This window comes from Halomonas marinisediminis, assembly GCF_004347715.1.
GTDB classification, from domain to species: Bacteria; Pseudomonadota; Gammaproteobacteria; order Pseudomonadales; family Halomonadaceae; genus Halomonas; species Halomonas icarae.
On sequence record NZ_SLTR01000010.1, the window covers coordinates 12,805 to 34,750 of the forward strand.

Annotated in this window: 19 protein-coding genes; 14 read left to right on the top strand and 5 right to left on the bottom strand. The window is 63.2% G+C overall.

Going from position 1 to position 21,946, the window contains the following annotated elements:
• Nucleotides 1–102: 102 nt before the first annotated feature.
• The 10 genes from doeA to E0702_RS08900 all read left to right on the top strand — a co-directional run bounded on the left by doeA (nt 103) and on the right by E0702_RS08900 (nt 13,642).
• Nucleotides 103–1,302: an ectoine hydrolase DoeA gene (gene doeA / locus E0702_RS08855; protein WP_132042953.1), complete on the top strand. Its 1,200-nt coding sequence runs from the start codon at nt 103–105 to the stop codon at nt 1,300–1,302.
• Nucleotides 1,303–1,449: 147 nt separating this feature from the next.
• A complete protein-coding gene (gene doeB / locus E0702_RS08860; protein ID WP_132042955.1) occupies nt 1,450–2,463 on the top strand; it encodes a N(2)-acetyl-L-2,4-diaminobutanoate deacetylase DoeB in 1,014 nt (337 codons plus the stop codon).
• Nucleotides 2,464–2,479: 16 nt separating this feature from the next.
• A complete protein-coding gene (locus E0702_RS08865) occupies nt 2,480–2,953 on the top strand; it encodes an Lrp/AsnC family transcriptional regulator (RefSeq protein ID WP_132042957.1) in 474 nt (157 codons plus the stop codon).
• 202 nt (nt 2,954–3,155) lie between these two features.
• Complete coding sequence (locus E0702_RS08870) at nt 3,156–4,025, top strand: carbon-nitrogen hydrolase family protein (protein WP_132042959.1); 870 nt, start codon at nt 3,156–3,158, stop codon at nt 4,023–4,025.
• Nucleotides 4,026–4,060: 35 nt separating this feature from the next.
• Nucleotides 4,061–5,533, top strand: coding sequence for a biotin carboxylase (locus E0702_RS08875; RefSeq protein ID WP_132042961.1), 1,473 nt, complete (start codon nt 4,061–4,063; stop codon nt 5,531–5,533).
• 47 nt (nt 5,534–5,580) lie between these two features.
• Nucleotides 5,581–6,579 carry a C45 family autoproteolytic acyltransferase/hydolase gene (locus tag E0702_RS08880; protein ID WP_237561958.1) on the top strand — a complete coding sequence of 333 codons (999 nt, stop codon included), beginning with the start codon at nt 5,581–5,583 and terminating at the stop codon, nt 6,577–6,579.
• A gap of 79 nt (nt 6,580–6,658) precedes the next feature.
• Nucleotides 6,659–9,442: an aminotransferase class I/II-fold pyridoxal phosphate-dependent enzyme gene (locus E0702_RS08885; RefSeq protein WP_132042963.1), complete on the top strand. Its 2,784-nt coding sequence runs from the start codon at nt 6,659–6,661 to the stop codon at nt 9,440–9,442.
• Nucleotides 9,443–9,791: 349 nt separating this feature from the next.
• The gene (locus E0702_RS08890) at nt 9,792–11,291 is read left to right on the top strand and encodes an NAD-dependent succinate-semialdehyde dehydrogenase (protein ID WP_205741911.1); all 1,500 of its coding nucleotides are present in this window, start codon (nt 9,792–9,794) and stop codon (nt 11,289–11,291) included.
• Nucleotides 11,292–11,371: 80 nt separating this feature from the next.
• Nucleotides 11,372–12,799 carry an aspartate aminotransferase family protein gene (locus tag E0702_RS08895; protein ID WP_132042965.1) on the top strand — a complete coding sequence of 476 codons (1,428 nt, stop codon included), beginning with the start codon at nt 11,372–11,374 and terminating at the stop codon, nt 12,797–12,799.
• Between the two features lie 159 nt (nt 12,800–12,958).
• Nucleotides 12,959–13,642: a haloacid dehalogenase type II gene (locus E0702_RS08900; protein ID WP_132042967.1), complete on the top strand. Its 684-nt coding sequence runs from the start codon at nt 12,959–12,961 to the stop codon at nt 13,640–13,642.
• A gap of 113 nt (nt 13,643–13,755) precedes the next feature.
• Here the strand turns inward: E0702_RS08900 and E0702_RS08905 are convergent, their stop codons facing one another.
• Nucleotides 13,756–14,712 carry a sulfurtransferase gene (locus E0702_RS08905; RefSeq protein WP_165927510.1) on the bottom strand — a complete coding sequence of 319 codons (957 nt, stop codon included), beginning with the start codon at nt 14,710–14,712 and terminating at the stop codon, nt 13,756–13,758.
• A gap of 255 nt (nt 14,713–14,967) precedes the next feature.
• Here E0702_RS08905 and E0702_RS08910 point away from each other — a divergent pair, with 255 nt between their 5' ends.
• From E0702_RS08910 to E0702_RS08920, 3 genes are all read left to right on the top strand, one after another.
• Nucleotides 14,968–17,328, top strand: coding sequence for an amylase (locus tag E0702_RS08910; protein WP_165927511.1), 2,361 nt, complete (start codon nt 14,968–14,970; stop codon nt 17,326–17,328).
• A 111-nt stretch (nt 17,329–17,439) separates the two neighbouring features.
• On the top strand, nt 17,440–17,784 hold the full coding sequence (locus E0702_RS08915; protein WP_132042971.1) for a hypothetical protein: 345 nt from the start codon (nt 17,440–17,442) through the stop codon (nt 17,782–17,784).
• 74 nt (nt 17,785–17,858) lie between these two features.
• Nucleotides 17,859–18,479, top strand: a complete 621-nt coding sequence (locus E0702_RS08920) for a DinB family protein (RefSeq protein WP_132042973.1) — start codon at nt 17,859–17,861, stop codon at nt 18,477–18,479.
• A 264-nt stretch (nt 18,480–18,743) separates the two neighbouring features.
• On the opposite strand, the gene E0702_RS20060 is transcribed toward E0702_RS08920, so the two are convergent.
• Complete coding sequence (locus E0702_RS20060; RefSeq protein ID WP_306766909.1) at nt 18,744–18,968, bottom strand: zf-HC2 domain-containing protein; 225 nt, start codon at nt 18,966–18,968, stop codon at nt 18,744–18,746.
• The gene (locus E0702_RS08930) at nt 18,929–19,543 is read right to left on the bottom strand and encodes a sigma-70 family RNA polymerase sigma factor (protein ID WP_132042977.1); all 615 of its coding nucleotides are present in this window, start codon (nt 19,541–19,543) and stop codon (nt 18,929–18,931) included. Before E0702_RS08930 ends, E0702_RS20060 begins: the two co-directional genes overlap by 40 nt.
• Before the next feature lie 230 nt (nt 19,544–19,773).
• On the opposite strand from E0702_RS08930, the gene E0702_RS08935 reads away from it, so the two are divergent.
• On the top strand, nt 19,774–20,547 hold the full coding sequence (locus E0702_RS08935; protein ID WP_132042979.1) for a lipo-like protein: 774 nt from the start codon (nt 19,774–19,776) through the stop codon (nt 20,545–20,547).
• On the opposite strand, the gene E0702_RS08940 is transcribed toward E0702_RS08935, so the two are convergent.
• Together E0702_RS08940 and E0702_RS08945 are read right to left on the bottom strand one after the other, a co-directional pair.
• Entirely contained in the window at nt 20,508–21,164 is a 657-nt protein-coding gene (locus E0702_RS08940; RefSeq protein WP_132042981.1) for a TIGR04282 family arsenosugar biosynthesis glycosyltransferase, read from the bottom strand. The two genes, E0702_RS08935 and E0702_RS08940, sit on opposite strands and share 40 nt — an antisense overlap.
• Complete coding sequence (locus E0702_RS08945; RefSeq protein WP_205741912.1) at nt 21,154–21,843, bottom strand: TIGR04283 family arsenosugar biosynthesis glycosyltransferase; 690 nt, start codon at nt 21,841–21,843, stop codon at nt 21,154–21,156. Before E0702_RS08945 ends, E0702_RS08940 begins: the two co-directional genes overlap by 11 nt.
• Between the last annotated feature and the right edge of the window lie 103 nt (nt 21,844–21,946).

The window sequence follows — 21,946 nt, forward strand, 5'->3', positions numbered from 1 at the left end:
CCCGAAATCGTTCAGGCATCTCGTCAGTGATCATGACCCTGGCCCGGCCTTCTCCTCGTCGAGAGGGCCGATTTTCTTGACGTTGCTTTGGCGAGTGGCCCAATGACCCAGGTAAACCTGCCCTTCACTCGAGAGGAATATGCCACCCGGCTGTGGAAGGTGCGTGCCGAGATGGCCGGTCGAGGCATCGATGTGCTGATCGTCAGTGACCCCTCCAACATGGCCTGGCTGACGGGCTATGACGGCTGGTCATTCTATGTGCATCAGTGCGTGCTGGTCGGACTCGAGGGCGAACCGGTATGGTATGGCCGTCGCATGGATGCCAACGGGGCTCTGCGCACCTGCTGGATCGATGCGGACAACATTACCTACTATCCGGACTACTATGTTCAGAATCCGGACATGCACCCCATGGAGTATCTGGCCCAGTCGATCATGCCCGATCGTGGCTGGCACGAGGGGGTGGTGGGCATGGAGATGGATAACTACTACTTCTCCGCCAAGGCCTATCAGAGCCTGCTGCGCGAGCTGCCCCACGCGCGCTTCATGGATGCCAATGGTCTGGTCAACTGGTGCCGTGCCATCAAGTCGCCCCAGGAGGTCGAGTACATGCGGGTGGCGGCGAAGATCGTCGAGGGCATGCACTCGCGTATTCTCGAGGTGATCGAGCCGGGGCTACCGAAGAGCAAGCTGGTCTCGGAGATCTACCGGGTGGCCATCGAGGGGTACCGAGATGAGCATGGTCGGGTATTCGGCGGTGACTATCCGGCCATCGTGCCGATGCTGCCCACTGGCCAGGATGCCGCCGCACCACACCTGACCTGGGACGATACGCCCTTTCGCAAGGGCGAGGGTACTTTCTTCGAGATCGCCGGGGTCTACAAGCGCTATCATGCGCCGATGTCGCGGACGGTCTTTCTGGGCAAGCCTCCGACGGAGTTCGTGCGTGCCGAATCGGCGCTGCTCGAGGGCATCGAGAGTGGACTCGAGGTGGCCAGGCCCGGCAATCGCACCGCGGATATCGCCATGGCGCTGGGTGCGGCCATGGACAAGTACGGCTTCGACCGCGGCGGAGCGCGCTGTGGCTATCCCATCGGCATCAGCTACCCGCCGGACTGGGGCGAGCGGACCATGAGTCTGCGCCCCTCCGACGAGACCATTCTGCAGCCGGGCATGACCTTCCACTTCATGCCTGGCCTGTGGGAGGACGACTGGGGCCTGGAGATCACCGAGAGCATCCTGATCACCGAGAGCGGCTGCGAGACCCTGGCCAACTTCCCGCGCCAGCTCTTTGTGCGTTGAGAAGGCAGGAAGCTTGACCAGCTTCGACATGTACGAGGGGCGCTGGGGGCAGATCGTAGAGGGAATTAAGAATCTGCCGCCAGATCAGCCTCGAGTGACACCAAGGCCACCATGCCTGTGCCATATGCGAACAAGGAGTTGTAAACCATGACCAAGCGTCCCAGCCCCATCAGCGCCACCGTCGACTTCGACGCCGACGGCGTCCAGCACGGCTTTCTCAAGCTGCCCATCTCGGTGGACGACTCCGCCTGGGGGGCGGTGATGATCCCGGTTACCGTGATCAAGAACGGCGAGGGCCCCACGGCGCTGCTGACCGGCGGCAACCACGGTGACGAGTACGAGGGCATCACCTCGCTGCTCAAGCTGTCGAGCGCGCTCGAGGCCGAGGAGGTCAACGGCCGGGTCATCATCGTGCCATGCATGAACCAGCCGGCGGTGATGGCCGGCAAGCGAACTTCCGGCCTCGATGGTGGCAACCTCAATCGCAGCTTCCCCGGTGACCCGGATGGCAGCGTGACCGAGAAGATCGCCGACTACTTCACTCGGGTGATGGTGCCGATGAGCGATGTGGTGCTCGACCTGCACTCCGGTGGGCGCACCCTGGACATCATCCCCTTCGGAGCCTCTCACGTGCTGGATGACCCCGAGCAGCAGCGCAAGGCCCTGGAGGGTGCCAAGGCCTTCGGTGCGCCCTATGCCATGATCATGTTCGAACTCGACGCCGCCGCGCTGTTCGATACCGCGGTGGAGAGCCAGGGCAAGATCTTCGTGGCGACAGAACTGGGCGGCGGCGGCACCTCCACCCCGGAGAGCCTGGCCATCACCGAGCGCGGTGTGCGCAACTTTCTGGTCCACTATGGCCTGCTGGAAGGGGAGGTGGAGATGCCCGCCGAGCCTCAGGTCTATCTCGATATGCCCGATGCCAGCTGCTACGTACAGAGCGAGCATAGCGGTGTGCTGGAGCTCTGCTTTGCCCTGGGCGAGCGGGTCGAAAAGGGCGAGGTGGTGGCGCGTGTCTACGACATGACGCGCAGCGGTACCGCACCGGTAGAGTATTACGCCGGCCGCAGCGGTGTACTGGCGGCGCGGCGCCACCCGGCGCTGGTCAACATGGGCGATACCATTGCGGTGATCGCCGATATCGTCGACTCCCTGGATTGAGGCGGCCAGCATCACGATGAAACTTGACCGTTATGATCTGAAGATTCTCGAGATCCTCTCTCGCGATGGGCGCATCACCAAGTCCCGGCTGGCCGAGGCGATCAATCTCTCGGTCAGCCCCTGTTGGGAGCGCGTGCGACGGCTGGAGAAGACCGGCATCATCGAGGGTTACAGCGCTCGCATCAATGCCGAGGCACTGGTGAGACGCACGCCGGTGTGGGTTCAGGTGGAGCTTAAGGCACATAACGCTGCGAGCTTCGCCCGCTTCGAGGCACTGGTGCATGCCACGCCCGAGGTGACCGAGTGCGTGGCGGTGGGCGGTGGCGTCGACTACCTGATCAAGGTCGAGGCCGACTCCATCGACGCCTATCAGCGTCTGATCGATGGCTGGCTGACTGGCGATGCCGGCATCGAGCGTTACTTCACCTATATTGTCACCAAGGCGGTCAAGCGTCCTGTTCCCGGAGATTGCCTCAAGGATCTTGGCTGAGCGATGCCTCGGCCGAACGCTTATTCGGCTGAACGAGATGTTTGCGTTGATGTTACATCGGTATATGTGTCATAAGCTGCTACCAGAAGGGTGAGCAGAGCTCATTCGGCCGGGCGATTCTGCCGGCATGCCACCGACGGTGCCAGTACGTGTTTGAATATGCCCCGGAAGTGATCAAAATCGCCTGAAGCAGAGAGATCTTATGACCTATTTCACGATCGCAGGGGTACAGATGCATGCCCTGCACCATGGTGACAATACCGAGGCCATGCGCCACCGGATTGACATGCTGATGAGCCGCTTTCCGCAGGTACAGATGGTTCTCTTCAGCGAGCTGATGCCCTTGGGGGCGTCGCCGCACCATGCGCAACCGATGCCTAGCGCGGCCGAGGCGTTGTTCTGCCAGGTCGCCGAGCAGCATCGTATCTGGCTGATTCCTGGCTCGATGTTTGAGCAGACCGAAAATGGCATCTTCAACACCCTCTCGGTGATCAACCCCCACGGCCAGGTAGTGGCGCGCTTTCGCAAGATGTTTCCCTTCCGTCCCTACGAGGCGGGCGTCGAGAGCGGCGCCGAGTTCGTGACCTTCGATGTGCCCAACGTGGCTCGCTTCGGAGTCTCGATCTGCTACGACATGTGGTTCCCCGAGACCACCCGCACGCTGGCTGCCATGGGGGCCGAAGTCATCCTGCATCCGACCATGACCGATACCATCGATCGTGACATCGAGCTGTCCATCGCCCGCACCAATGCGGCGGTCAACCAGTGCTACTTCTTCGATATCAATGGTGCCGGCGTCCTCGGCAACGGCCGCTCCATCGTGGTGGGACCTTCCGGCGACGTCATTCATCAGGCGGGCACCGGTGAGGAAGTCATGCCCATCGAAGTCGACATCAGCCGAGTGCGTCGCGAGCGTGAGACCGGACTGCGTGGCCTGGGCCAACCGTTGAAGAGTTTCCGTGACCGTACGGTCGACTTCTCACTGTATCGTAGTGAGACTGGTTCTAGCCCGTACCTCGACACCCTGGGCCCGCTGGCCAAGCCGGTGCGAGCCGATATCGAGGAGTATTAATCCCACGCCTTCCCCACAACGATGGAGCGATCACGATGAGCAAAATAACAACTATTGCCGACGTACGCCGCCACTTCCTCAATAACAAGGAACCGATCTACTTCATTTCGGCCACCAACTTCAACTTGCTGGGGGTTGGCGACTGGGTGGGCAACTTTCGCCATATCAACTACATCGACTGTTTTGAGGGCCAGCAGCGTAACGTCTTCGTGCCCAAGGAGAAGTTCCCGCGCGACTTCGAGAGCATCGAGGACATCAACAACTACCTCCTCGAGCACAAGGAGGTCATCGACTTCATCCAGTCCCGTGCCCAGGGGGAGAATGCCGGCGTAGCGGCTTTCCTGATGTTCGACGAGCACACCGAAGAGATCTGCGAGCAGCTCGGCCTCAAGGTGGCGTTCCCGCCGGCCCAGCTGCGCTCGCGCATGGACAACAAGATCGAGACCGTGCGCATCGGCAACAAGGCTGGCGTGCCCAGCGTGCCCAACGTGCTGGCCCGGGTGGGCAGCTACCAGGAGCTCTGCGAGGTGAGCCGGGAGCTCGGCGACGACCTGGTGGTGCAGACCGCCTTCGGCGACTCCGGTCACACTACCTTCTTCATCACCAACGAAGACGACTACTACAAGCACGCCGAGGAGATCGAGGCCGAGTCCGAGGTCAAGATCATGAAGCGCATCAACTGTCGTGGCTCGGCCATCGAGGCCTGTGCCACCCGCTGCGGCACCGTGGTCGGCCCACTGATGACCGAGCTGGTTGGCTTCAAGACGCTGACGCCCTACAAGGGCGGCTGGTGTGGCAACGAGATGTTCGCCGGCGCCTTCGATCAGTCGGTACGCGACAAGGCCCGGGAGTACACTTTCCAGTTCGGAGAGGCGCTGCGCGAGGAGGGGTATCGCGGCTACTTCGAGCTCGACTTCCTGATCGACATGGACAACGGCGAGGTCTATCTCGGTGAGCTCAACCCACGTGTCACCGGCGCCAGCTCGCTGACCAATGTGGCGGCTTTCGCTCACTCCGATATCCCGCTGTTCCTGTTCCACCTGCTGGAGTTCTCCGACGTCGATTTCGATCTCGATATCAACGAGATCAACGAGCGCTGGGCGCATCCCGAAAGCGTGGACAGCTGGAGCCAGCTGGTCATCAAGCACACCGACGAAAGCGTCGATCTGCTGACCCGGGCGCCACGCACCGGGGTCTGGAAAATGGCCAGTGACGGCAGCATTGACTATGACCACTACAACTATCACCCCCACGCCGCCGAAGATGAAAGCGAGGGCTTCTTCCTGCGCATCAGTGGAGCGGGGGATTTCCGCTACGAGGGCGCAGACCTCGGCATCCTGATCACCCGTGGACGCCTGATGGATGACGACTTCCAGCTTACTGAACGCGCCAAGGCTTGGATCGACGGTATCCGTGGTGAGTACGCCGGGCAGTCGCTGCAGGATCCGGTGGTGGAGGAGGTGGCCGTCAGCCATGCCGTCGGCGGCGGCAACTTCAAGATCCTGTGAATACCGGGATCGGTTCCCCTTCGTCGCGGGAGGCGCTGTCGGGCGACATGAACAAGATGCTCGATTTTCGGACCGTACGCGAGGAGACGGCAGGCCCTCGTTGGCAGGCGCTGTTTGGCCACCACTGGCCGGCTTACGAGCAGTGGTACCTGAGCGAAGGGGAGCGTGAGCGGCCTGGCTACCTCGCCTGTTACAACGCGCTGCGAAAGTACATGCCAGAGCTTCTCGATACCTATCGCATGCTCTGTGAGCTGGCCGGTGGTGGTGATCTCGCCGCGCGCTTTCTGAGTCTTTACCAGCCGCCGCCGTACATCACCGGCTGCTCTCAGGCGGTGCTGGCGAGCCCCGCGTCGACGCTGCTGGCGCGCAATTACGACTATCCCCCGGAGCTCTGTGAAGGAACCATCCTCTACACCCGCTGGAACGCGAGGAGGGTAATCGCCATGTCCGACTGCCTGTGGGGTGTGCTGGACGGCATGAATGATCGGGGACTCGCCGTGTCGCTGGCCTTCGGCGGCAGCAAGGCCGTGGGCCAGGGCTTCGGCGCGCCGATCATCCTGCGCTACCTGTTGGAGTTCTGCGATAGCGTACCCGAGGCGTCCGACGTACTGGCGCGCATTCCCACCCACATGGCCTACAACATCACCGTGGCCGACGCCGCCGGTCGTTACGTCACGGCGATGATCGGCCCGGACCGCCCTGCCAGCATCCGGCGGGTGCCGGTGGCGACCAATCACCAGAAGAAGATCGAATGGTACGCCCACGCCCTGGCCTCGGAGACATTGATCCGTGAGCGCCAGCTGTCGATCCTGGTGGCCGACGAGGCTACCACCGAGGATCGGCTGATCGCTGCCTTCGCATCACCGCCGCTGTTCCGCCATGACTATCGCCGCGGCCTGGGGACCGTCTATACCGCTATCTATCGACCCATGACGGGGCGCGCGCAGTTTCACTGGCCCGGCCTGACCCTCGAGCTGGGCTTCGACCACTTCCCCGAGGAGCGAATCACCGTGCGCTATGGTGCGCGAGGCTTGTATGCCGGCTGATCCCGGCCCGTTACCCGTCGCTTCGTCGCTTCGTCGCAGCGCCGCGTGACAATAACAACGAACATGGATGGGTGTTGCCATGCAAGAGTTGACGCAAACCGAGACGCCCTACACGGCTCTGGGCTTCTACCACAAGATTTCCCAGCTGCGTGCCGATACCTGGAATGCGCTGAAGCGCGACCTGGGTATGCTGGTGCGCCTGAATGACGAGGGTCGGGCCAAGAACCTGATCAAGGCGATAGACGTCAAGTTGACGCGGCTCGAGATCATCGAGGACTACCATGCCTTTCCTTCCAAGGAGGACTTTCGTCACCTCTGGGCGCTGTTCGACCGCGAGGAGTACGGGCTTCTGGAGAAGGTGGTCAAGCGCCTGGTGCGGGCACTGATCAGTGAGTCCTATCGGCGCCGTCATGTCGACCTCTCCGAGACCGATGCCGACGCCGAGGAGCTTGAGACTCTGGATGCCCTGGCGCAGCTGCGGCGTGGCCACCCCGCCTCCAACAGCTCGGCCCAACCCTACTTCGAGCTGCTGATCGTCGACAACCTCTCGGCCCCGGAGGAGGAGGTGGTCCGTGAGGCCTTCCACAGCATGCGTCGCCCCGAGGATCGCTTCGTCTATGACGTGGTCACGGTAAGAAGCTTCGAGGATGCGCTGATCGCGGTGCTGGTCAATCCCAACATCCAGGCCTGCCTGATCCGCTACGAGTTTCCCTACAAGTCGAAGTACAACCTTAGCGCCCTGCGCAGCTATCTCGAAGGGCTCTCCGAGCAGTCTCTGGAGCAGCAGTCCGAGGCCGAACGCAGCATCCTGCTCAGCTCGATGATCCACGAGCTGCGTCCCGAGATCGATCAGTTTCTGGTCACCAGCGGCGATGTGGAGGCCACGGCCAGTCGCGACATCCGTCACTTCAATCGGATCTTCTACCGTGAGACGGACTACATCGAGCAGCACCATACCATCCTGCGGGCCATCGACAATCGCTACCGCACGCCCTTCTTCGACGCCCTGCGCGAGTACAGCAAGAAGCCGACCGGGGTCTTCCATGCCATGCCCATCTCCCGGGGCAAGTCGGTCACCCGCTCGCACTGGGCCGGGCAGATGATCGACTTCTACGGCATCAACATCTTCCTCGCCGAGACCTCGGCAACCTCCGGTGGGCTCGACTCCCTGCTGCAGCCCTACGGGCCGATCAAGAAGGCCCAGGAATACGCCGCCAGGGCCTTCGGAGCACGCCAGACCTTCTTCGTCACCAATGGTACCTCCACCGCCAACAAGATCGTGGTCCAGGCGCTGGTCAAGCCTCGGGACATCGTGCTGATCGATCGCGACTGCCACAAGTCGCATCACTACGGCATGGTGCTGGCCGGTGCTCACGTCAGCTACCTCGACTCCTATCCCCTCAACGATTACTCGATGTATGGAGCCGTGCCGCTGCACGAGATAAAGAAGACGTTACTCGGCTACAAGCGCTCGGGCCAGCTCGACAAGGTCAAGATGCTGCTGCTCACCAACTGCACCTTCGACGGCGTGGTCTACAACGTGCGGCGGGTGATGGAGGAGTGCCTGGCGATCAAGCCTGACCTGGTCTTCCTGTGGGACGAGGCCTGGTTCGCCTTCGCCGGCTTCAACCCGACCTATCGGCCGCGCACGGCCATGCACGCCGCCCGCACCCTGCGTGATCGCTACCGCAGCGCCGCCTATCGCGAGGAGTATGACGCCTGGAAGGCCGAGTTCGATGGCCTCGATCCCGACGACGATGCCACCTGGCTCGAGCGGCGCCTGAAGCCCGACCCCGATGCGGTGCGCATCCGCGCCTATGCCACCCACTCCACCCACAAGACCCTGACGTCACTGCGTCAGGGCTCGATGATTCATGTCTGGGATCAGGACTATCGACAGAAGGTCGAGGCACCGTTCCACGAGGCCTACATGACCCATACCTCGACTTCGCCGAACTACCAGATCATCGCCTCGCTGGACGTGGGTCGCATGCAGGCCGAGATGGAGGGATTCGAGCTGGTACATGCCCAGGTCGAGGCAGCGCTGTCACTGCGCGAACAGCTCTATACGCATCCGCTACTGCAGAAATACTTCCGAGTGCTGATCAACAGGGACATGGTGCCGCTGGAGTACCGCGAGTCGGGCGTAGAGACCTTCTATGATCCGGCCACCGGCTGGAACAAGATGGAGGAGGCCTGGGCCAACGATGAGTTTGTGGTCGATCCCAGCCGTATCACCATCGCCATCGGCGCCACGGGCATCGACGGCGACACCTTCAAGAACGAATACCTGATGAACAAGTACGGCATACAGATCAACAAGACTTCGCGCAATACCGTGCTGTTCATGACCAATATCGGCACCTCGAGGGGAGCTATTGCCTATCTGCTTGATGTCCTGATCAAACTGGCCAAGGAGTTCGAGTACCGTTGGGAGGAGAGTAGTCGACCCGAGCGCAAGATCATCGAGAACCGTGTCCACTCGCTGACCTGTGAGCTACCGCCCCTGCCGGACTTCAGTCGCTTCCACAATGCCTTCCGGCCGGCGGCTGATAACCACACGCCGGAGGGTGATATTCGTCGCGCCTACTTCCTGAGCTACGATGATGAGAATACCGAGTACCTGCGCTTCGACAACGGCGAGTTGCAGGCCCAGATGCATGATGGCCGCGACGTGGTCTCGGCGAGCTTCGTGATTCCCTATCCACCGGGTTTTCCGGTGCTGGTGCCGGGGCAGGTGATCAGCGCGGAGATCCTCCACTTCCTGCAGGCCCTGGATGTGACCGAGATTCATGGTTACCGGCCCGAGCTCGGGCTGCTGGTATTCACCGAAGAGGCCTTGAGCAATCCGTCGCCAGGCTGAATCCCGGGGCGACAGAAAAAAGGCCATCTTCCTGGTCAAAGACAAAAAAACTCTTATCTTTCTCGCCGGTTAACGAAAACTCCCGTTCTGTACTCTCCTTTATCATGACTCCATCGAGCCGCACCGAATGCAACCGGGCGGCTCTGTCGTTTCAATACTGTTTCGGTGCCTAGCGCCGGACTTTTTTTCGGCGCCCAGAGCCGCGCCGGACTTTTTTCGGCGCCCGGAGCCGCGCCGGACTTTTTTCGGCGCCCGGAGCCGCGCCGGACTTTTTTCGGCGCCCGGAGCCGCGCCGGACTTCGTAATATCGCCGGTGCCATCCACGCCGGTGAGTCAGGGGAGGTGTCGCATGAACATGAAGCTGTCCGGGTCGTTATCCACCATGCTCGAGGATCCGCGTCTGTTCCGTCAGTACGCCTATGTCGATGGCAGGTGGACCCACGGCAATGGGGGCCGCGAGGAAGTGGTTCAGGATCCCGCCACCGGCGAGGTCATCGGTCATATTCCCTGGCTCGAGGCAGACCAGATCTGTATGGCGGTGGATGCTGCCGAGGCAGCCTTTGCACACTGGCGTGCCCTGCGTGTCGATGAGCGCTGCGAGCGCCTGCTGGCGTGGTATGACCTGCTGCAGGCCAATCGTGAGGATCTGGCGACCATCATGACCCTGGAGCAGGGCAAGCCGTTGCCCGATGCCCGTGGCGAGGTGGAGTATGGAGCGAGCTTCGTGCGCTGGTTTGCCGAAGAGGGCAAGCGTACCTTCGGCGAGACGATCCCGAGCCATATTCCCAATGCGGCCCTGGGCACCATCAAGGAGCCGGTGGGCATCGCCGCACTGATCACGCCGTGGAACTTTCCGCTGGCGATGATCACTCGCAAGGCCGCCGCTGCACTGGCGGCCGGTTGCACGGTAATCGTCAAGCCCGCCGGTGAGACACCGTACTCGGCGCTGGCGCTGGCGGAGCTGGCCGAGCGCGCCGGTATCCCGGCCGGTGTCTTCAATGTGGTGCTGGGCGAGCCCGCCGAGGTCTCGAAGATCCTGTGTGCGGAGGAGCGCGTCAAGGCGGTCTCCTTCACCGGCTCCACCCGGGTCGGCCGTCTGCTGCTCGAACAGAGCGCCAATACCGTCAAGCGGGTGTCCCTTGAGTTGGGGGGCAATGCGCCCTTTATCGTCGGGCCCGACATGGACCCACGGGAGGCGGCCCTCGCCGCGGTGGCGGCCAAGTTTCAGACCGCCGGCCAGGACTGCCTCGCCGCCGATCGCATCCTGGTCCATGAGTCGATTCATGATGAGTTCGTCGAGCACTTCGCCGAGCGCATGGCGGCACTGACCGTGGGCAATGGCCTGGATAGTGAGGTGGACCTGGGGCCGCTGATCCATCGGCAGGCCGTCGAGAAGGCCGCCGGCATCGTCGAGGATGCCCTGGCCAAGGGCGCCACCCTGGTGGCCGGCGACCAGCAGGAGGCGCCGGGGGAGAACTTCTTCATGCCGGTACTGCTCACCGGGGTGACCCGCGACATGAAGGTCTGGAATGAAGAGACCTTCGCGCCGGTGGCCGGGATCACCGCCTATGCGGATGACGACCAGGCGATCGAGATGGCCAACGACACCGAGTATGGCCTGGCGGCTTATCTCTATACCCACGATATTCGCCGTATCTGGAAATTGATGCGTGCCCTGGAGTACGGCATGGTCGCGGTGAACTCGGTGAAGATGACCGGCCCGCCGGTGCCCTTCGGCGGCGTCAAGCAGTCGGGCCTGGGTCGTGAAGGCGGTGTGACAGGCATCGATGAGTATCTCGATACCAAGTACTACTGCCTCGGCGCCCTGGGCTCCGTGTCGGGGAGCTAGCTTCCAAGTTCCTGTAGTTGAAATCGATAAACATCCTCCCTGGCGGGGCGCCGGGGAGTCTTCCAACGAGAGAGAATGCAATGAACCAGCAGCACCAGGACCTGATCGACCGCGACCGCAAGGTGACCTTCCACGCCTCCTCTCACCTGCGCGACTTCGCCCATGGCAAGGCACCGGGCCGTGTGATCACCGGTGGACAGGGCATCACCATCCGCGACAAGGATGGACGTGAATTCATCGACGGCTTCGCCGGACTCTACTGTGTCAATATCGGCTATGGACGCACCGAGGTGGCCGAGGCGATCTACCAGCAGGCTCTGGAGCTCTCCTACTATCACACCTATGTAGGGCACTCGAACGAGCCGCAGATCGCGCTCTCCGAGAAGATCATCGAGCTCGCCGGGCCCGGCATGTCCAAGGTCTATTACGGCCTGGGTGGCAGCGATGCCAACGAGACCCAGCTCAAGATCGTGCGTTACTACAACAACGTGCTGGGACGTCCGCAGAAGAAGAAGGTGATCTCTCGCCAGCGGGGCTATCACGGTTCGGGCCTGGCCACGGGTTCGCTGACCGGCCTCAAGGCGTTTCACGACCAGTTCGACCTGCCGCTCGAGGGTATCCTGCATACCGAGGCGCCTTACTACTATCATCGCGGTGCCGAGCAGCAGGGCATGAGCGAGCGCGAGTTCTCGGCCCACTGCGCGGCCAGGCTCGAGGAGATGATCCTGGCCGAGGGGCCCGATACCGTGGCGGCCTTTATCGGCGAGCCGGTACTCGGGACCGGTGGCATCGTGCCGCCGCCGGAAGGCTACTGGGAGGCGATCCAGGCGGTACTGAACCGCTACGATATCCTGCTGATCGCCGACGAGGTGGTGTGTGGCTTCGGTCGCATCGGTGCCGACTTCGGCAGCCATCACTACGCCATCAAGCCGGACCTGATGACCGTGGCCAAGGGCCTGACCAGCGCCTACCAGCCGCTCTCCGGGGTGATCGTCGGGGATCGTGTGTGGCAGGTGCTGGAGCAGGGCACCGGCGAGTACGGCCCGATCGGCCATGGCTGGACCTACTCCGGTCATGCCCTGGGCTGTGCCGCGGCGCTGGCCAACCTCGAGATCATCGCGCGCGAGAAGCTGACCGAGAATGCCGCCGAGACCGGTGCCTACCTGCAGCGGGCCATGGCAGATGCCTTCGGCGATCACCCCATCGTCGGCGATGTGCGTGGCGTCGGCATGCTGGCGGCGCTGGAGTTTTCCGCCAATCCTGAGAAGCGAGAGCACTTCGACCCGGCCTTGAAGGTGGGGGCGCGTATCTCCGCCGCCGCCCTCGAGGAGAACCTGATCGCCCGTGCCATGCCGCAGGGTGACATTCTCGGCTTTGCCCCGCCGCTGATCGCCACCCGTGATCAGGTCGATGAGATCGTCGCGCGCACCCGCCGGGCGGTTGATCGGGTCACCGATGAGCTGGTGCGTGAGGGCGCGCTCAAGGCGCTGACGGCACCGGTTGCCTGATCGGTCATGTGAACTGCCCGGCCCCGTGAGGGCCACCTCGTCGCCGCGGGCCCGTCCCGCGGCGACGTCGTTGATGGCAGTGGATTAAATGGCGCTTGCCTTGGCCGCTGTGCTGGCACACCCTCGGGAGGATCGATTCGTACAGAAGGAGCGCTTTCCATGGCACAGGTCCTCGCCTTCGATGTCTACGGCACCTTGATCGACACCCACGGCGTCGCCACCGAGCTGGAGCAACGCCTCGGCGCGCTGGGCAAGGCGGCGCTGGCTCCGGAGTTTTCGCGCCGCTGGCGGGAGAAACAGCTGGAGTACAGCTTTCGTCGTGGGCTGATGGGGGGCTATGTGCCCTTCAGTCAGTGTACCGAGGAAGCCCTGGTATTCACCGACCGCTCCCTGCAGGCGGGGCTCTCCGAGGCGGATCGTGACCACCTGATGCAGGTCTATGCCCAGCTTCCGGCCTTCGCCGATGTCGCCGGCGCCTTGCGTCGCCTCGGCGAGGCGGGCGTTACCTGCGTGGCCTTCTCCAATGGCACCACTCAGGCGGTGGAGGGACTGCTGGCGAAGGCCGGTATCCGCGACCACTTCGAGGCGGTAATCAGCGTGGATGAGGTCAAGCGTTTCAAGCCGGACCCGGCGGTCTATGCCCACCTCCGCCATCGACTCGAGAGTGAGCCGAGTGACACCTGGCTGATCTCCAGCAACCCCTTCGACGTGATCGGTGCTCGTCATGCCGGCCTGCATGCGGCCTGGGTGCGGCGCAGCGCCGAGGCCCCGTTCGATCCCTGGGGCATCGATCCGGACCTGACCGTCGGTGACCTGGAGACCCTGGCCGAACGCCTCGCCTGAACGTGGATGCGCAGCGGCCCCGCGGCGGAGACCTGCGGCGGGGCCTAGAGGGAGTAGTGGATACCCTCGCGATAGTGTCGCGATAGTGTCGAGGTAGTGTCGAGGGTGGTGGGTCAGTCGAGCGCCTCGCCAACGGTAATGGTGCCGCGCTCGGCCAACTGCAGCGGGCGTGCATCGTCCTGAGTCCACTCGGCCATGGAGCCATCATACATGGCCACCTGTTCCAGACCGCCGACCTCGCTGAGCTGGAACCAGCCGCTGGCGGCCCAGTGGCCGGTGTTGCAGAAGGCCACGGTGGGGGCCTCCGGGTCCAGGCCGAGTGCCTCGATGTTGGCCATGAGGCGCTCGGGGTCGAGGTAGTAGGCGCCATCACGCTCGATCAGGGCGGCGTGGTGAGGCAGATTCACGGCGCCGGGAATCGTGCCGGGGGCACGTGCCGCCGGTGATTGGGTCTTGCCGGTGTAGAAGTCCTCCGGGCGGGCATCCACCAGCGCCTCGCCGGCCTCGATGGCCGCTTCCACCTCCTCGGTGGTCGCCAGGAGCGCCTCCTGCAGGCTGGCCTCGAAGGTAGTGGCCTCGGGGGCGTCAGGGGTGCCGCTGGCGACCTCGAAGTTCTGGGCCTGCCAGCCGGCGAAGCCGCCGTTGAGTACCGCTACCTCATCGTGGCCCAGTGCCTTGAAGGTCCAGTAGACCCGTGCGGCACTGCCGAAGTCGGTGGCCCCGGTGCCGGCCGAGACGACGACCACGGTGTCGTCATTGTCGATGCCCAGCTCGCCGATCAGGGTCTCGAGCGCTTCGATATCGGGCATCAGGCCCGCGACGCCGTCGCGACTCTCGCGCCAGCCGGCGTCGGTGTAGTTGGAGTAGCGGCTACCCGGGATGCGGGCCTCCTCGAAGGAGGCGCGATCGCCACCGTTGTCGATACTGGAGCGAACATCCAGTACCACCAGGTCATCGTTGTCCAGCTGGTCGCTCAGCCATTCGGCGTCGACCAGGGGAGAGGGGAGCTGGGCATGGGCGTGACCGGCCATGGCCAGCGTGCCGGCGGCGATCAGGAGTCGAGTCCACATGGAGGGTACCTCGTCGTCGGAAAGGGGCTGCCTCCATGCTGCAACGATCCGGCGCTCCTTCGCCAAGAATGCTTGTCGACACTACTATTCCCAATGGGTATATCGACCCGATGCACGGCGACTCTCTTGCGAAGACCTCATCCCTCGAAGGCGACAGCCAGCGATCGTGTTGCTATTCCTGTAAGGAGTGTGAATTCGCCACGACCAAGTCAGCAGCAATCCAGGACTACCGACTGGTGCAGAGGAGACCCGAGCATGCCCCAGCACTCCACGACCCGGCACTTCTGGTTGAGTGGCCAGCGCGCCGCCGAGCAGGATCGCTTCTTTCGCGAAGCTCTCGAGACCCAGGGATGGGTGGAGGGCGACGAGACGACCTGGGATGCGGGTTGGGTGACCGGCATGCCGGCGCCGAGTCAGTTTCGTCGGGTGTCGGCGCACCGCAAGCTCAATCACTTTCCCGGCAATGCCGCCTTGACGGTCAAGAGTCGCCTGCATGAGAGCCTTTCCAGCATGAAGGCGAGAGTCGGTGAAGGCGTGGGTGACAACAAGGGGCATCCTCTGCTGTCACGCCTGAACTTCTTTCCCCACACCTGGGTAATGCCCCATGACTATCATGCCCTGCAGCGGGCGGCCCTGGCGGAGCCGGAAAGACGCTGGATTCTCAAGCCCACCAATGCCTCCAAGGGCAAGGGGGTGAGGGTGCTGCGTGACGCCGCCGAGGCCCCTCCCAGCCCGAACTGGCTGGTCCAGGAGTATCTGGATCGCCCCCACACCATCCGCGGGCACAAGTATGTACTGCGTCTCTATGTGTTGATCAGCTCACTGACCCCGTTGAGGCTCTATCTCTACCATCAGGGGTTCGCCAAGCTGGCTTCCGAACCGTGGGATCCCGACGACGCCGACAACCCCTACAGCCAGCTCACCAATCCCGATATCAACGCCCTGAACACGCGTGTCGAGGTGCCGGTGGAGTTTATCGATCTCGCGCGTTATCGCGGCTGGCTGCGTGACCAGGGCCACGACGACGAGGCCCTCTTCGCGAAGATCGGGGATCTGGTAACCCTGACCGCCATCTCCGGTGTGGATGCCCTGCGCCGCCGCACCGCCGAGGCGGGTGCCGATCCGCGCGGCGGCTACGAGCTGCTGGGTCTCGACTGCATGATCGATGATGACCTCAAGCCGTGGATACTGGAGTGCAACCTGAGCCCGTCGCTGGGCACCTGCGCGGCGCCCGAGGATGGCGGTATCGCCGAGGAGCGCATCAAGGGGGAGCTGGTGCGTGACATGCTGCGGCTGGTGGGTATTGCCGGTGAGGCTCCGCCGGAGCCGGAGACTGACTCACCCTCGGCGCTGCTTGCCGAGGCCCGTGCCGAGGCGTCACGCGCCGGTGGTTTCAAGCGACTGCTGCCCTCGGCGAGCCCCGAGCGCTACCTGCCTTTCTTTTCGCTGCCATCGCTGGCGGATATGACGCTCGCCGAGGCGCTGGTCGGGCGTGCCATGCCCCGTCCACGCCTGGCTCGACGCCGGGTCATCGAGCTGCATGAGGCCGACAGCCTGGCCCTTTACGCCGCCGACACCGGAAGGCTCTATCGTCCCAATGATGCCGCGGCGCTGATCTGGCTGTTGGCGACCGAGGGGCTTGACCCCGATGCCATCGCCGAAGCCTTGCGGTCCGCCAGTACCGAACCGCCCGAGCCCATGGCACTGCGTCGCCAGGTGTGGCAAACCCTGGGGGAGTGGTGTCGTGATGGGCTGCTCTGCCAGACAACAGAGGCGGTTGTACAGGCCCCCTCGGCTCGAAGCGAGACGGCACAGACGGAGGTTGCCGCTGATGCCGAGCCGGCTGCCGTGAAGCTTCGCCATGATGGCCGAGCCTGGGCGCTGCGGATCGCCGATGCCGCGATCGAACAGCGCCTGGTCGAGGCGTTCGGTGTAGGGCTCGAACCCCTGCCACCGGAGGAGGCGGGGCAGCTGCCGTGGCTCTCGCTGCTTGCGGCCCCCGCCGGCTATGCGCTGGCCGAGGGCAGTCGTCTGGTGTCGAGTCGCCTGACGCTGGCGGAGGTGGTGCCGGCGCTCTCCACCCTGCTGCTGAGGCTGGCCGCACGCTCCGGCGAGCCGGTGCTTGACGTGGCCTGTTGGCAGCCACGGCCCGGGGAGATGATGTTGCTGGCCGTCGATGATGAGTCCTGTCGCGAGGCCCTGACGTCTTCGTTGGGAGAGGCGCTGAGCCGTGGTGTTAGGCTGACATTGCAGGACGACACCGTGCATGTCGAGCCCCTGGGGCTTCCCTTCACCGGCCGCGGGAAGATGTCGGATGATGGCAGCGCGGAACAGGGGGCCACGTCGCTGCGCCTGGTGACGCTGAAAACGAACCAGGATGACGCCTCCGCCGGGCTCCTGCCGCAGACTCGACTCGATGCCCTGGCGGCGCTGCTGCCGCGTTGCCACTCATGTGAAGGTGGCGTGCCCTCGGCCGACCTGATGGCACGCCTCGATTCGTGGCTCGAGGGGGTGTCGCGGCAAATAGTGTGCCTTTCCGAGGATGGTTCAGGACTTTTCGCCATGCTTCTCCAGTCAGGTGTCACCTCGGCCGGCAAGGCGTCGATCGAGGCATGAGTCGTTGGGCCGCCTGGCGGTCCAGCATGGCGAGGCGTCACTTACACGCTTCGTCACTCGATGGCAGGCGCATTGCTGGCCTGCTACTGCAACCACGATGGAGGTCATGTCATGACTGAGATTGATAAGCAACGCCGGACCCTGATCGCACGGCTTGGTCGTCGGTTGGGCCATGCGGCACCTGCCCTGGCACTGGTTGCCAGCGGTGCCGCCATGCAGGCGGTGGCCGCAGAGCCCGATGAGGCCGTCTATACCAGTGGCCAGGAGGCGCCGCTGATGCTTGCCGAGGCCCATGCCGAAGGCGGTGCGGAAGCGGGTGCCGAGGCTGGCGCGCACGCCATGGATAAGGCGCAGGGTGAGGCCGAAGTCGAAGGAGAGGCGGAAGCTGAAGCGGAAGGAGAGGCGGAAGCCGAAGGGGAAGGAGAGGCAGAAGCCGAGGGGGAAGGCACCTATTGATGTCGAGCAACCGCTGCGCCGGCCTTCCGGGCCGGCGTGGTATCGATATCCCTCGGTAACCGAGAGGAGGGCACATGAACGAGACCCACTTGCGAGACTGTGTCGATAGAGTCGATAGACTGGTCGAGGAGAATCGCTGTAGCCTTCACCAGCTGGAGACCTTGCTGCTGGAGATCACTCCGCTAGCGTATCGACATGGCTTCGATGCCGAGGGTCGGCAGGCCCTGGGGCGTCATGTACGCCATATCCTGGATCACTATCGGGCGCTGCTGGAGGGAATCGATGGCTCTTGTATCGACTATGAAGCGCGCGTCCGGGAGTCCGAGCTGGAGCAGGAACCGGCCGTGGCCCTAGAGTGGCTGGGCCAGATTCGTGCAAGGCTGACCATGCTAGGCGAGCACGCCTCCACGCCACTGCAGTTGAAATACCCGATCGATGAAGAGGGTGAAGCTCTCTTGTTGACCACCAGCCTGGCCCGTGAGTTGGCCTTTCTGACCAGCCACACCGTGCACCATATGGCGTTGCTTCGAGTTTTGGCACAGCAGCTCGGAGTGAAACTGCCCGCCGATTTCGGTGTGCATCCCTCCACGCTGCGTCATTGGCGCCGGCAGGCCATGGAGGATAAAGACTCGCCAAGCGTATTGCATGGGAGCGATGCCTTGCGGAAGGTGAGAGGTTTCATGGATCTATCGTGACGGGTCAGGATTTCGCACACCTCCAATGTGAGTTTAATATCATATTGCTGTCGAGATAACAGGCCTGAAACGATACGTACGTGTTCCTGTTATACGTGAGGGCCTCGGACAGCCTGGGGACTCATTTGCAGGAGAAAAGTGTCATGAGAAAGTATCTGATCGGGGCGGCAATGAGCATGCTCGTGGCGATGCCGGTGATGGCGCAGGCGGAAGGCCGGTGAAGACAGAGGAGTGAGGCACCGGTGGGCCGTCAGCGCCCGTCGTCTACGGATCCACCTCATGGTCAATCCCGTAGCCCCTGCAGGCCTCATGAAGTAGCCTGAACTGCCTGTCACACTGCCTGCAGGCGCCGCACATCGACAGATGGAACCGAAGCGACATCCTTTCCTGAAAGGTAAGGCTGCGTTCGTGCTTGAGTGACATCAGCCGAGAGGCCTCTTTGCACATCATCATGCGGTTTCTCCTTCCAACCAGCCTTTCTCGATACATTGGCGTAGACGTAGCCGTGCACGGTGCAGAATCACCCAGCAGTTGCTTTCTCGAATCTCGAGCAGCCCACAGATCTCCTCGGTAGAGAGCCCCATCAGCTCGCGCAGCGAGAAGACCCGGGCAGTGTTTTCCGGCAGTGCGATCATGCAGGCGTCGAACACCCTCCAGAAGTGCTGGCTTTCGATGACGGCGTCAGGATCCCCCCAGCTTGCCGGACGAGAATGGGCTTCCCAGCGCCCGTTTTTTCGAAACTGTCGATCGATGACCTCATCACTCTCCTCGTCATCGAGAGGCTGCAGGCGTCCCTGGCGCTTCTGGTAGCGCATGATGTCGAGAATCTTGTACTTCAATATTCCAAACACCCAGGTGTCATAGCCGGAACGACCCGCGAAGGTGGCATCCTTCTCGATGGCTGCCATCAGGGCTTCCTGAACGGCATCCTCTGCCATGGCATTGTCGCGCAGATGCATCCTGGCGAAAGAGACCAGCTTGGGTCTGATCGATGAAAGGCGTTCCAGGCGTATCGATCGTTGCTTGGCAAGCCTGTCACCCCCGCTCGCGGCCGGGTCTTCCATAAGGGTTGTCTCCAGTATCTGGGGAGAGCAGCGCAGGAAGTCCTGGTGCGCCCCTTTCGTCGCCGAACCGTGGGAACCATTACAGGATTTCGTCACCAGACTCTCATCGGCGGCACCACGCTCTGCTTGCAAGCCTCCTTCACGATGAGTGTAAGCCTACGTTGTCTCGAGCGACAAAAAACTAGCGTACTGGACGATACTGATCCATAGAGGCCGGTGTGGAGGGGGAGATGAAAGCCCTGGAGAGGTGTGGCTATCGCATTAGTTGCTGGCTGTCGAGGCCCAGGCCGTGGCATCGGCCCCAGTCGGCGACGGTTGGCGAGGTATGGAGCTGCCTGCTTCCCGGCGATGTCCTGCTGATCGAGGGGTCTTCACGCTTGAGCACCGTCATCAAGTACCTGACCCAGTCCTCCTGGTCCCATGCGGCCTTGTTTGTCGGCCCTGAGGCGGCGCTACGCGCCGGGGGCTACCCCGGAACCGCCTTCGTCGAGGCGGATCTGGCCGAGGGGGTCCGTCTGGTCGGTTACGATGAGTTCAGTGGCTATCCCTTGCGGATCTGCCGCCCCGTTGGCCTCGCCGATAACGACATCCAGCAACTGATCGAACATGCAACGCAGCGTGTCGGTCATCGCTATGATCTGCGTAATATCTTCGACCTGGCACGCTACCTGATGCCGCTCCCACCGGTGCCCGTCCCCTGGCGGCGTGGGATGCTGGCACTGGGTAGTGGTGACCCGACCCGTGCAATCTGTTCGACGCTGCTTGCCGAAGCGTTCCAGTTTATCAACTACCCCATTCTTCCCATCGAGGAGTGGCTGAGGGACGAGAAGCGCTGCGCCGAATGTCGTCGCCGCGTCTTCCGCCGCCGACACTTCAGCCTGTTTACGCCTCGCGATTTCGACCTGTCGCCCTATTTCCAGATCATCAAGCCGGGTCTCGGCGCAGGGTTCGACCCTCATCGGCTTCACTGGGCGTCATCCGATGGAGAAAGTGAGGTGGTGTAAGGGCTGCGGGAAGCCTGTCGCCAGCGCCTCAGGTCATCGGGGCGGTCGACGTCCCAGACGGTGGCCGGGCAGGCCAGGCGCCAGCCCAGGGCATCCAGCCGCTGGCGGGTCTGGGTCATGACGCGCTCGCTACCCCAGTCGATATCGGTGAAAAGGCTGGGATGGACCTCGTGAAGGCCGAGCAGTGCATAGCCCCCATCTTCTGCCGGCAGGCAGACGGCGTCGTGAGTCGCCAGTGCCTGGATACAGGTGTGCAGCAGTTCGGGCGTCAGTGTCGGGCAGTCGCTGCCGATGACCATCGCCGGCCCCGGCGTCAGCGCGAATCGCATGCGCTCCCCCAGGTCGCCTTCGTTCTGTGCATGCCGGGCGATGCCATGTTTCGTCGCCAGCTCGAGAAACAGCGGGTGCTCATGCTCGAGGGCCGTCCACAGCGTGATCCGCTTCGCCGGCAGGGCCGCACAGGCCACGGCCAGGGTGTGGCGCAGCAGGTCCGCATGGATCCGGGCGGCCTCTTCGGCACCGCAGCCCGGCATCAGGCGTGTCTTGACGCTTCCGGGAATCGGGGCCTTGGCCATGATGGTGAGCCTGACCCTGCCGGCTACCCCTTCAACGCACATGTCGATACTCCCTGGCCAGTGTCTCGGGTGGGGCTCCTCGCCAGTATCGCCAGCGCAGTCGCCACATCAACCAGATGGTGCGCCAGGGGCCCTGACTGTCCCAGCGGCGACCGGAACTGGTCACTCTCGAGTGCAGGCAGGCCGGGGGAGAGAGTCGCCCGAGGCGACGACTGATGGCGATATCCTCCATCAGTGGCTGGTCGGGAAAGCCCCCTACGGCCTCGAAGGCGGCGCGCGTCATGAACAGCGCCTGGTCGCCGGTAGCGATACCGGTCAGTCGCGAGCGCAGGTTCATGGCGCGTGCCACCATCGGCAGCAGTCGGCTATTACCCTCCAGGCGGATGTCGAACCTCCCCCAGCAGCGCTCCCGGGAGAGTGCCTGACGGATATGGTGATCGGCACTGTCGGGCAGATGAGTGTCCGCATGCAGAAAGAGCAGGATCTTGCCACAGGCCGCCTCTGCCCCGCGGTTCATCTGTCGTGCTCGCCCGCCGGGGGCGTCGATCACCTCCTGGCAGTGAGGCCGGGCCAGTTCAGGGGTACCATCCCGGCTGCCGCCATCGACCACGATCACCTCCGTGCCACCTTGGCGCAGGGGGGCAAGCCCGCGCAGGGTGGTCGTGATCGTTGCGGCCTCATTCAGCACGGGAATGATCAGGCTCAGGGGTGGACTGGGCATCGTCTCCATGGCCTTCATGGGAGTGAAGCGTAAGGATACCGTACCACCGACGACTCAATTTCAGGTTTTTGTTTCTCGCCTTTCCTTTATTCTCTTGTCCTTT

What these genes read in the sequence shown, in the direction of transcription:
- E0702_RS08920 (WP_132042973.1), top strand. Translation starts at nt 17,859, where the DNA reads ATGAACGAGACCCACTTGCGAGACTGTGTCGATAGAGTCGATAGACTG.
- E0702_RS08935 (WP_132042979.1), top strand. Translation starts at nt 19,774, where the DNA reads ATGAAAGCCCTGGAGAGGTGTGGCTATCGCATTAGTTGCTGGCTGTCG.
- doeA (WP_132042953.1), top strand. Translation starts at nt 103, where the DNA reads ATGACCCAGGTAAACCTGCCCTTCACTCGAGAGGAATATGCCACCCGG.
- E0702_RS08900 (WP_132042967.1), top strand. Translation starts at nt 12,959, where the DNA reads ATGGCACAGGTCCTCGCCTTCGATGTCTACGGCACCTTGATCGACACC.
- E0702_RS08890 (WP_205741911.1), top strand. Translation starts at nt 9,792, where the DNA reads ATGAACATGAAGCTGTCCGGGTCGTTATCCACCATGCTCGAGGATCCG.
- E0702_RS20060 (WP_306766909.1), bottom strand. Translation starts at nt 18,968, where the DNA reads ATGTATCGAGAAAGGCTGGTTGGAAGGAGAAACCGCATGATGATGTGC.
- E0702_RS08865 (WP_132042957.1), top strand. Translation starts at nt 2,480, where the DNA reads ATGAAACTTGACCGTTATGATCTGAAGATTCTCGAGATCCTCTCTCGC.
- E0702_RS08930 (WP_132042977.1), bottom strand. Translation starts at nt 19,543, where the DNA reads ATGGAAGACCCGGCCGCGAGCGGGGGTGACAGGCTTGCCAAGCAACGA.
- E0702_RS08910 (WP_165927511.1), top strand. Translation starts at nt 14,968, where the DNA reads ATGCCCCAGCACTCCACGACCCGGCACTTCTGGTTGAGTGGCCAGCGC.
- doeB (WP_132042955.1), top strand. Translation starts at nt 1,450, where the DNA reads ATGACCAAGCGTCCCAGCCCCATCAGCGCCACCGTCGACTTCGACGCC.
- E0702_RS08895 (WP_132042965.1), top strand. Translation starts at nt 11,372, where the DNA reads ATGAACCAGCAGCACCAGGACCTGATCGACCGCGACCGCAAGGTGACC.
- E0702_RS08940 (WP_132042981.1), bottom strand. Translation starts at nt 21,164, where the DNA reads ATGTGCGTTGAAGGGGTAGCCGGCAGGGTCAGGCTCACCATCATGGCC.
- E0702_RS08885 (WP_132042963.1), top strand. Translation starts at nt 6,659, where the DNA reads ATGCAAGAGTTGACGCAAACCGAGACGCCCTACACGGCTCTGGGCTTC.
- E0702_RS08905 (WP_165927510.1), bottom strand. Translation starts at nt 14,712, where the DNA reads ATGTGGACTCGACTCCTGATCGCCGCCGGCACGCTGGCCATGGCCGGT.
- E0702_RS08880 (WP_237561958.1), top strand. Translation starts at nt 5,581, where the DNA reads ATGAACAAGATGCTCGATTTTCGGACCGTACGCGAGGAGACGGCAGGC.
- E0702_RS08875 (WP_132042961.1), top strand. Translation starts at nt 4,061, where the DNA reads ATGAGCAAAATAACAACTATTGCCGACGTACGCCGCCACTTCCTCAAT.
- E0702_RS08915 (WP_132042971.1), top strand. Translation starts at nt 17,440, where the DNA reads ATGACTGAGATTGATAAGCAACGCCGGACCCTGATCGCACGGCTTGGT.
- E0702_RS08945 (WP_205741912.1), bottom strand. Translation starts at nt 21,843, where the DNA reads ATGCCCAGTCCACCCCTGAGCCTGATCATTCCCGTGCTGAATGAGGCC.
- E0702_RS08870 (WP_132042959.1), top strand. Translation starts at nt 3,156, where the DNA reads ATGACCTATTTCACGATCGCAGGGGTACAGATGCATGCCCTGCACCAT.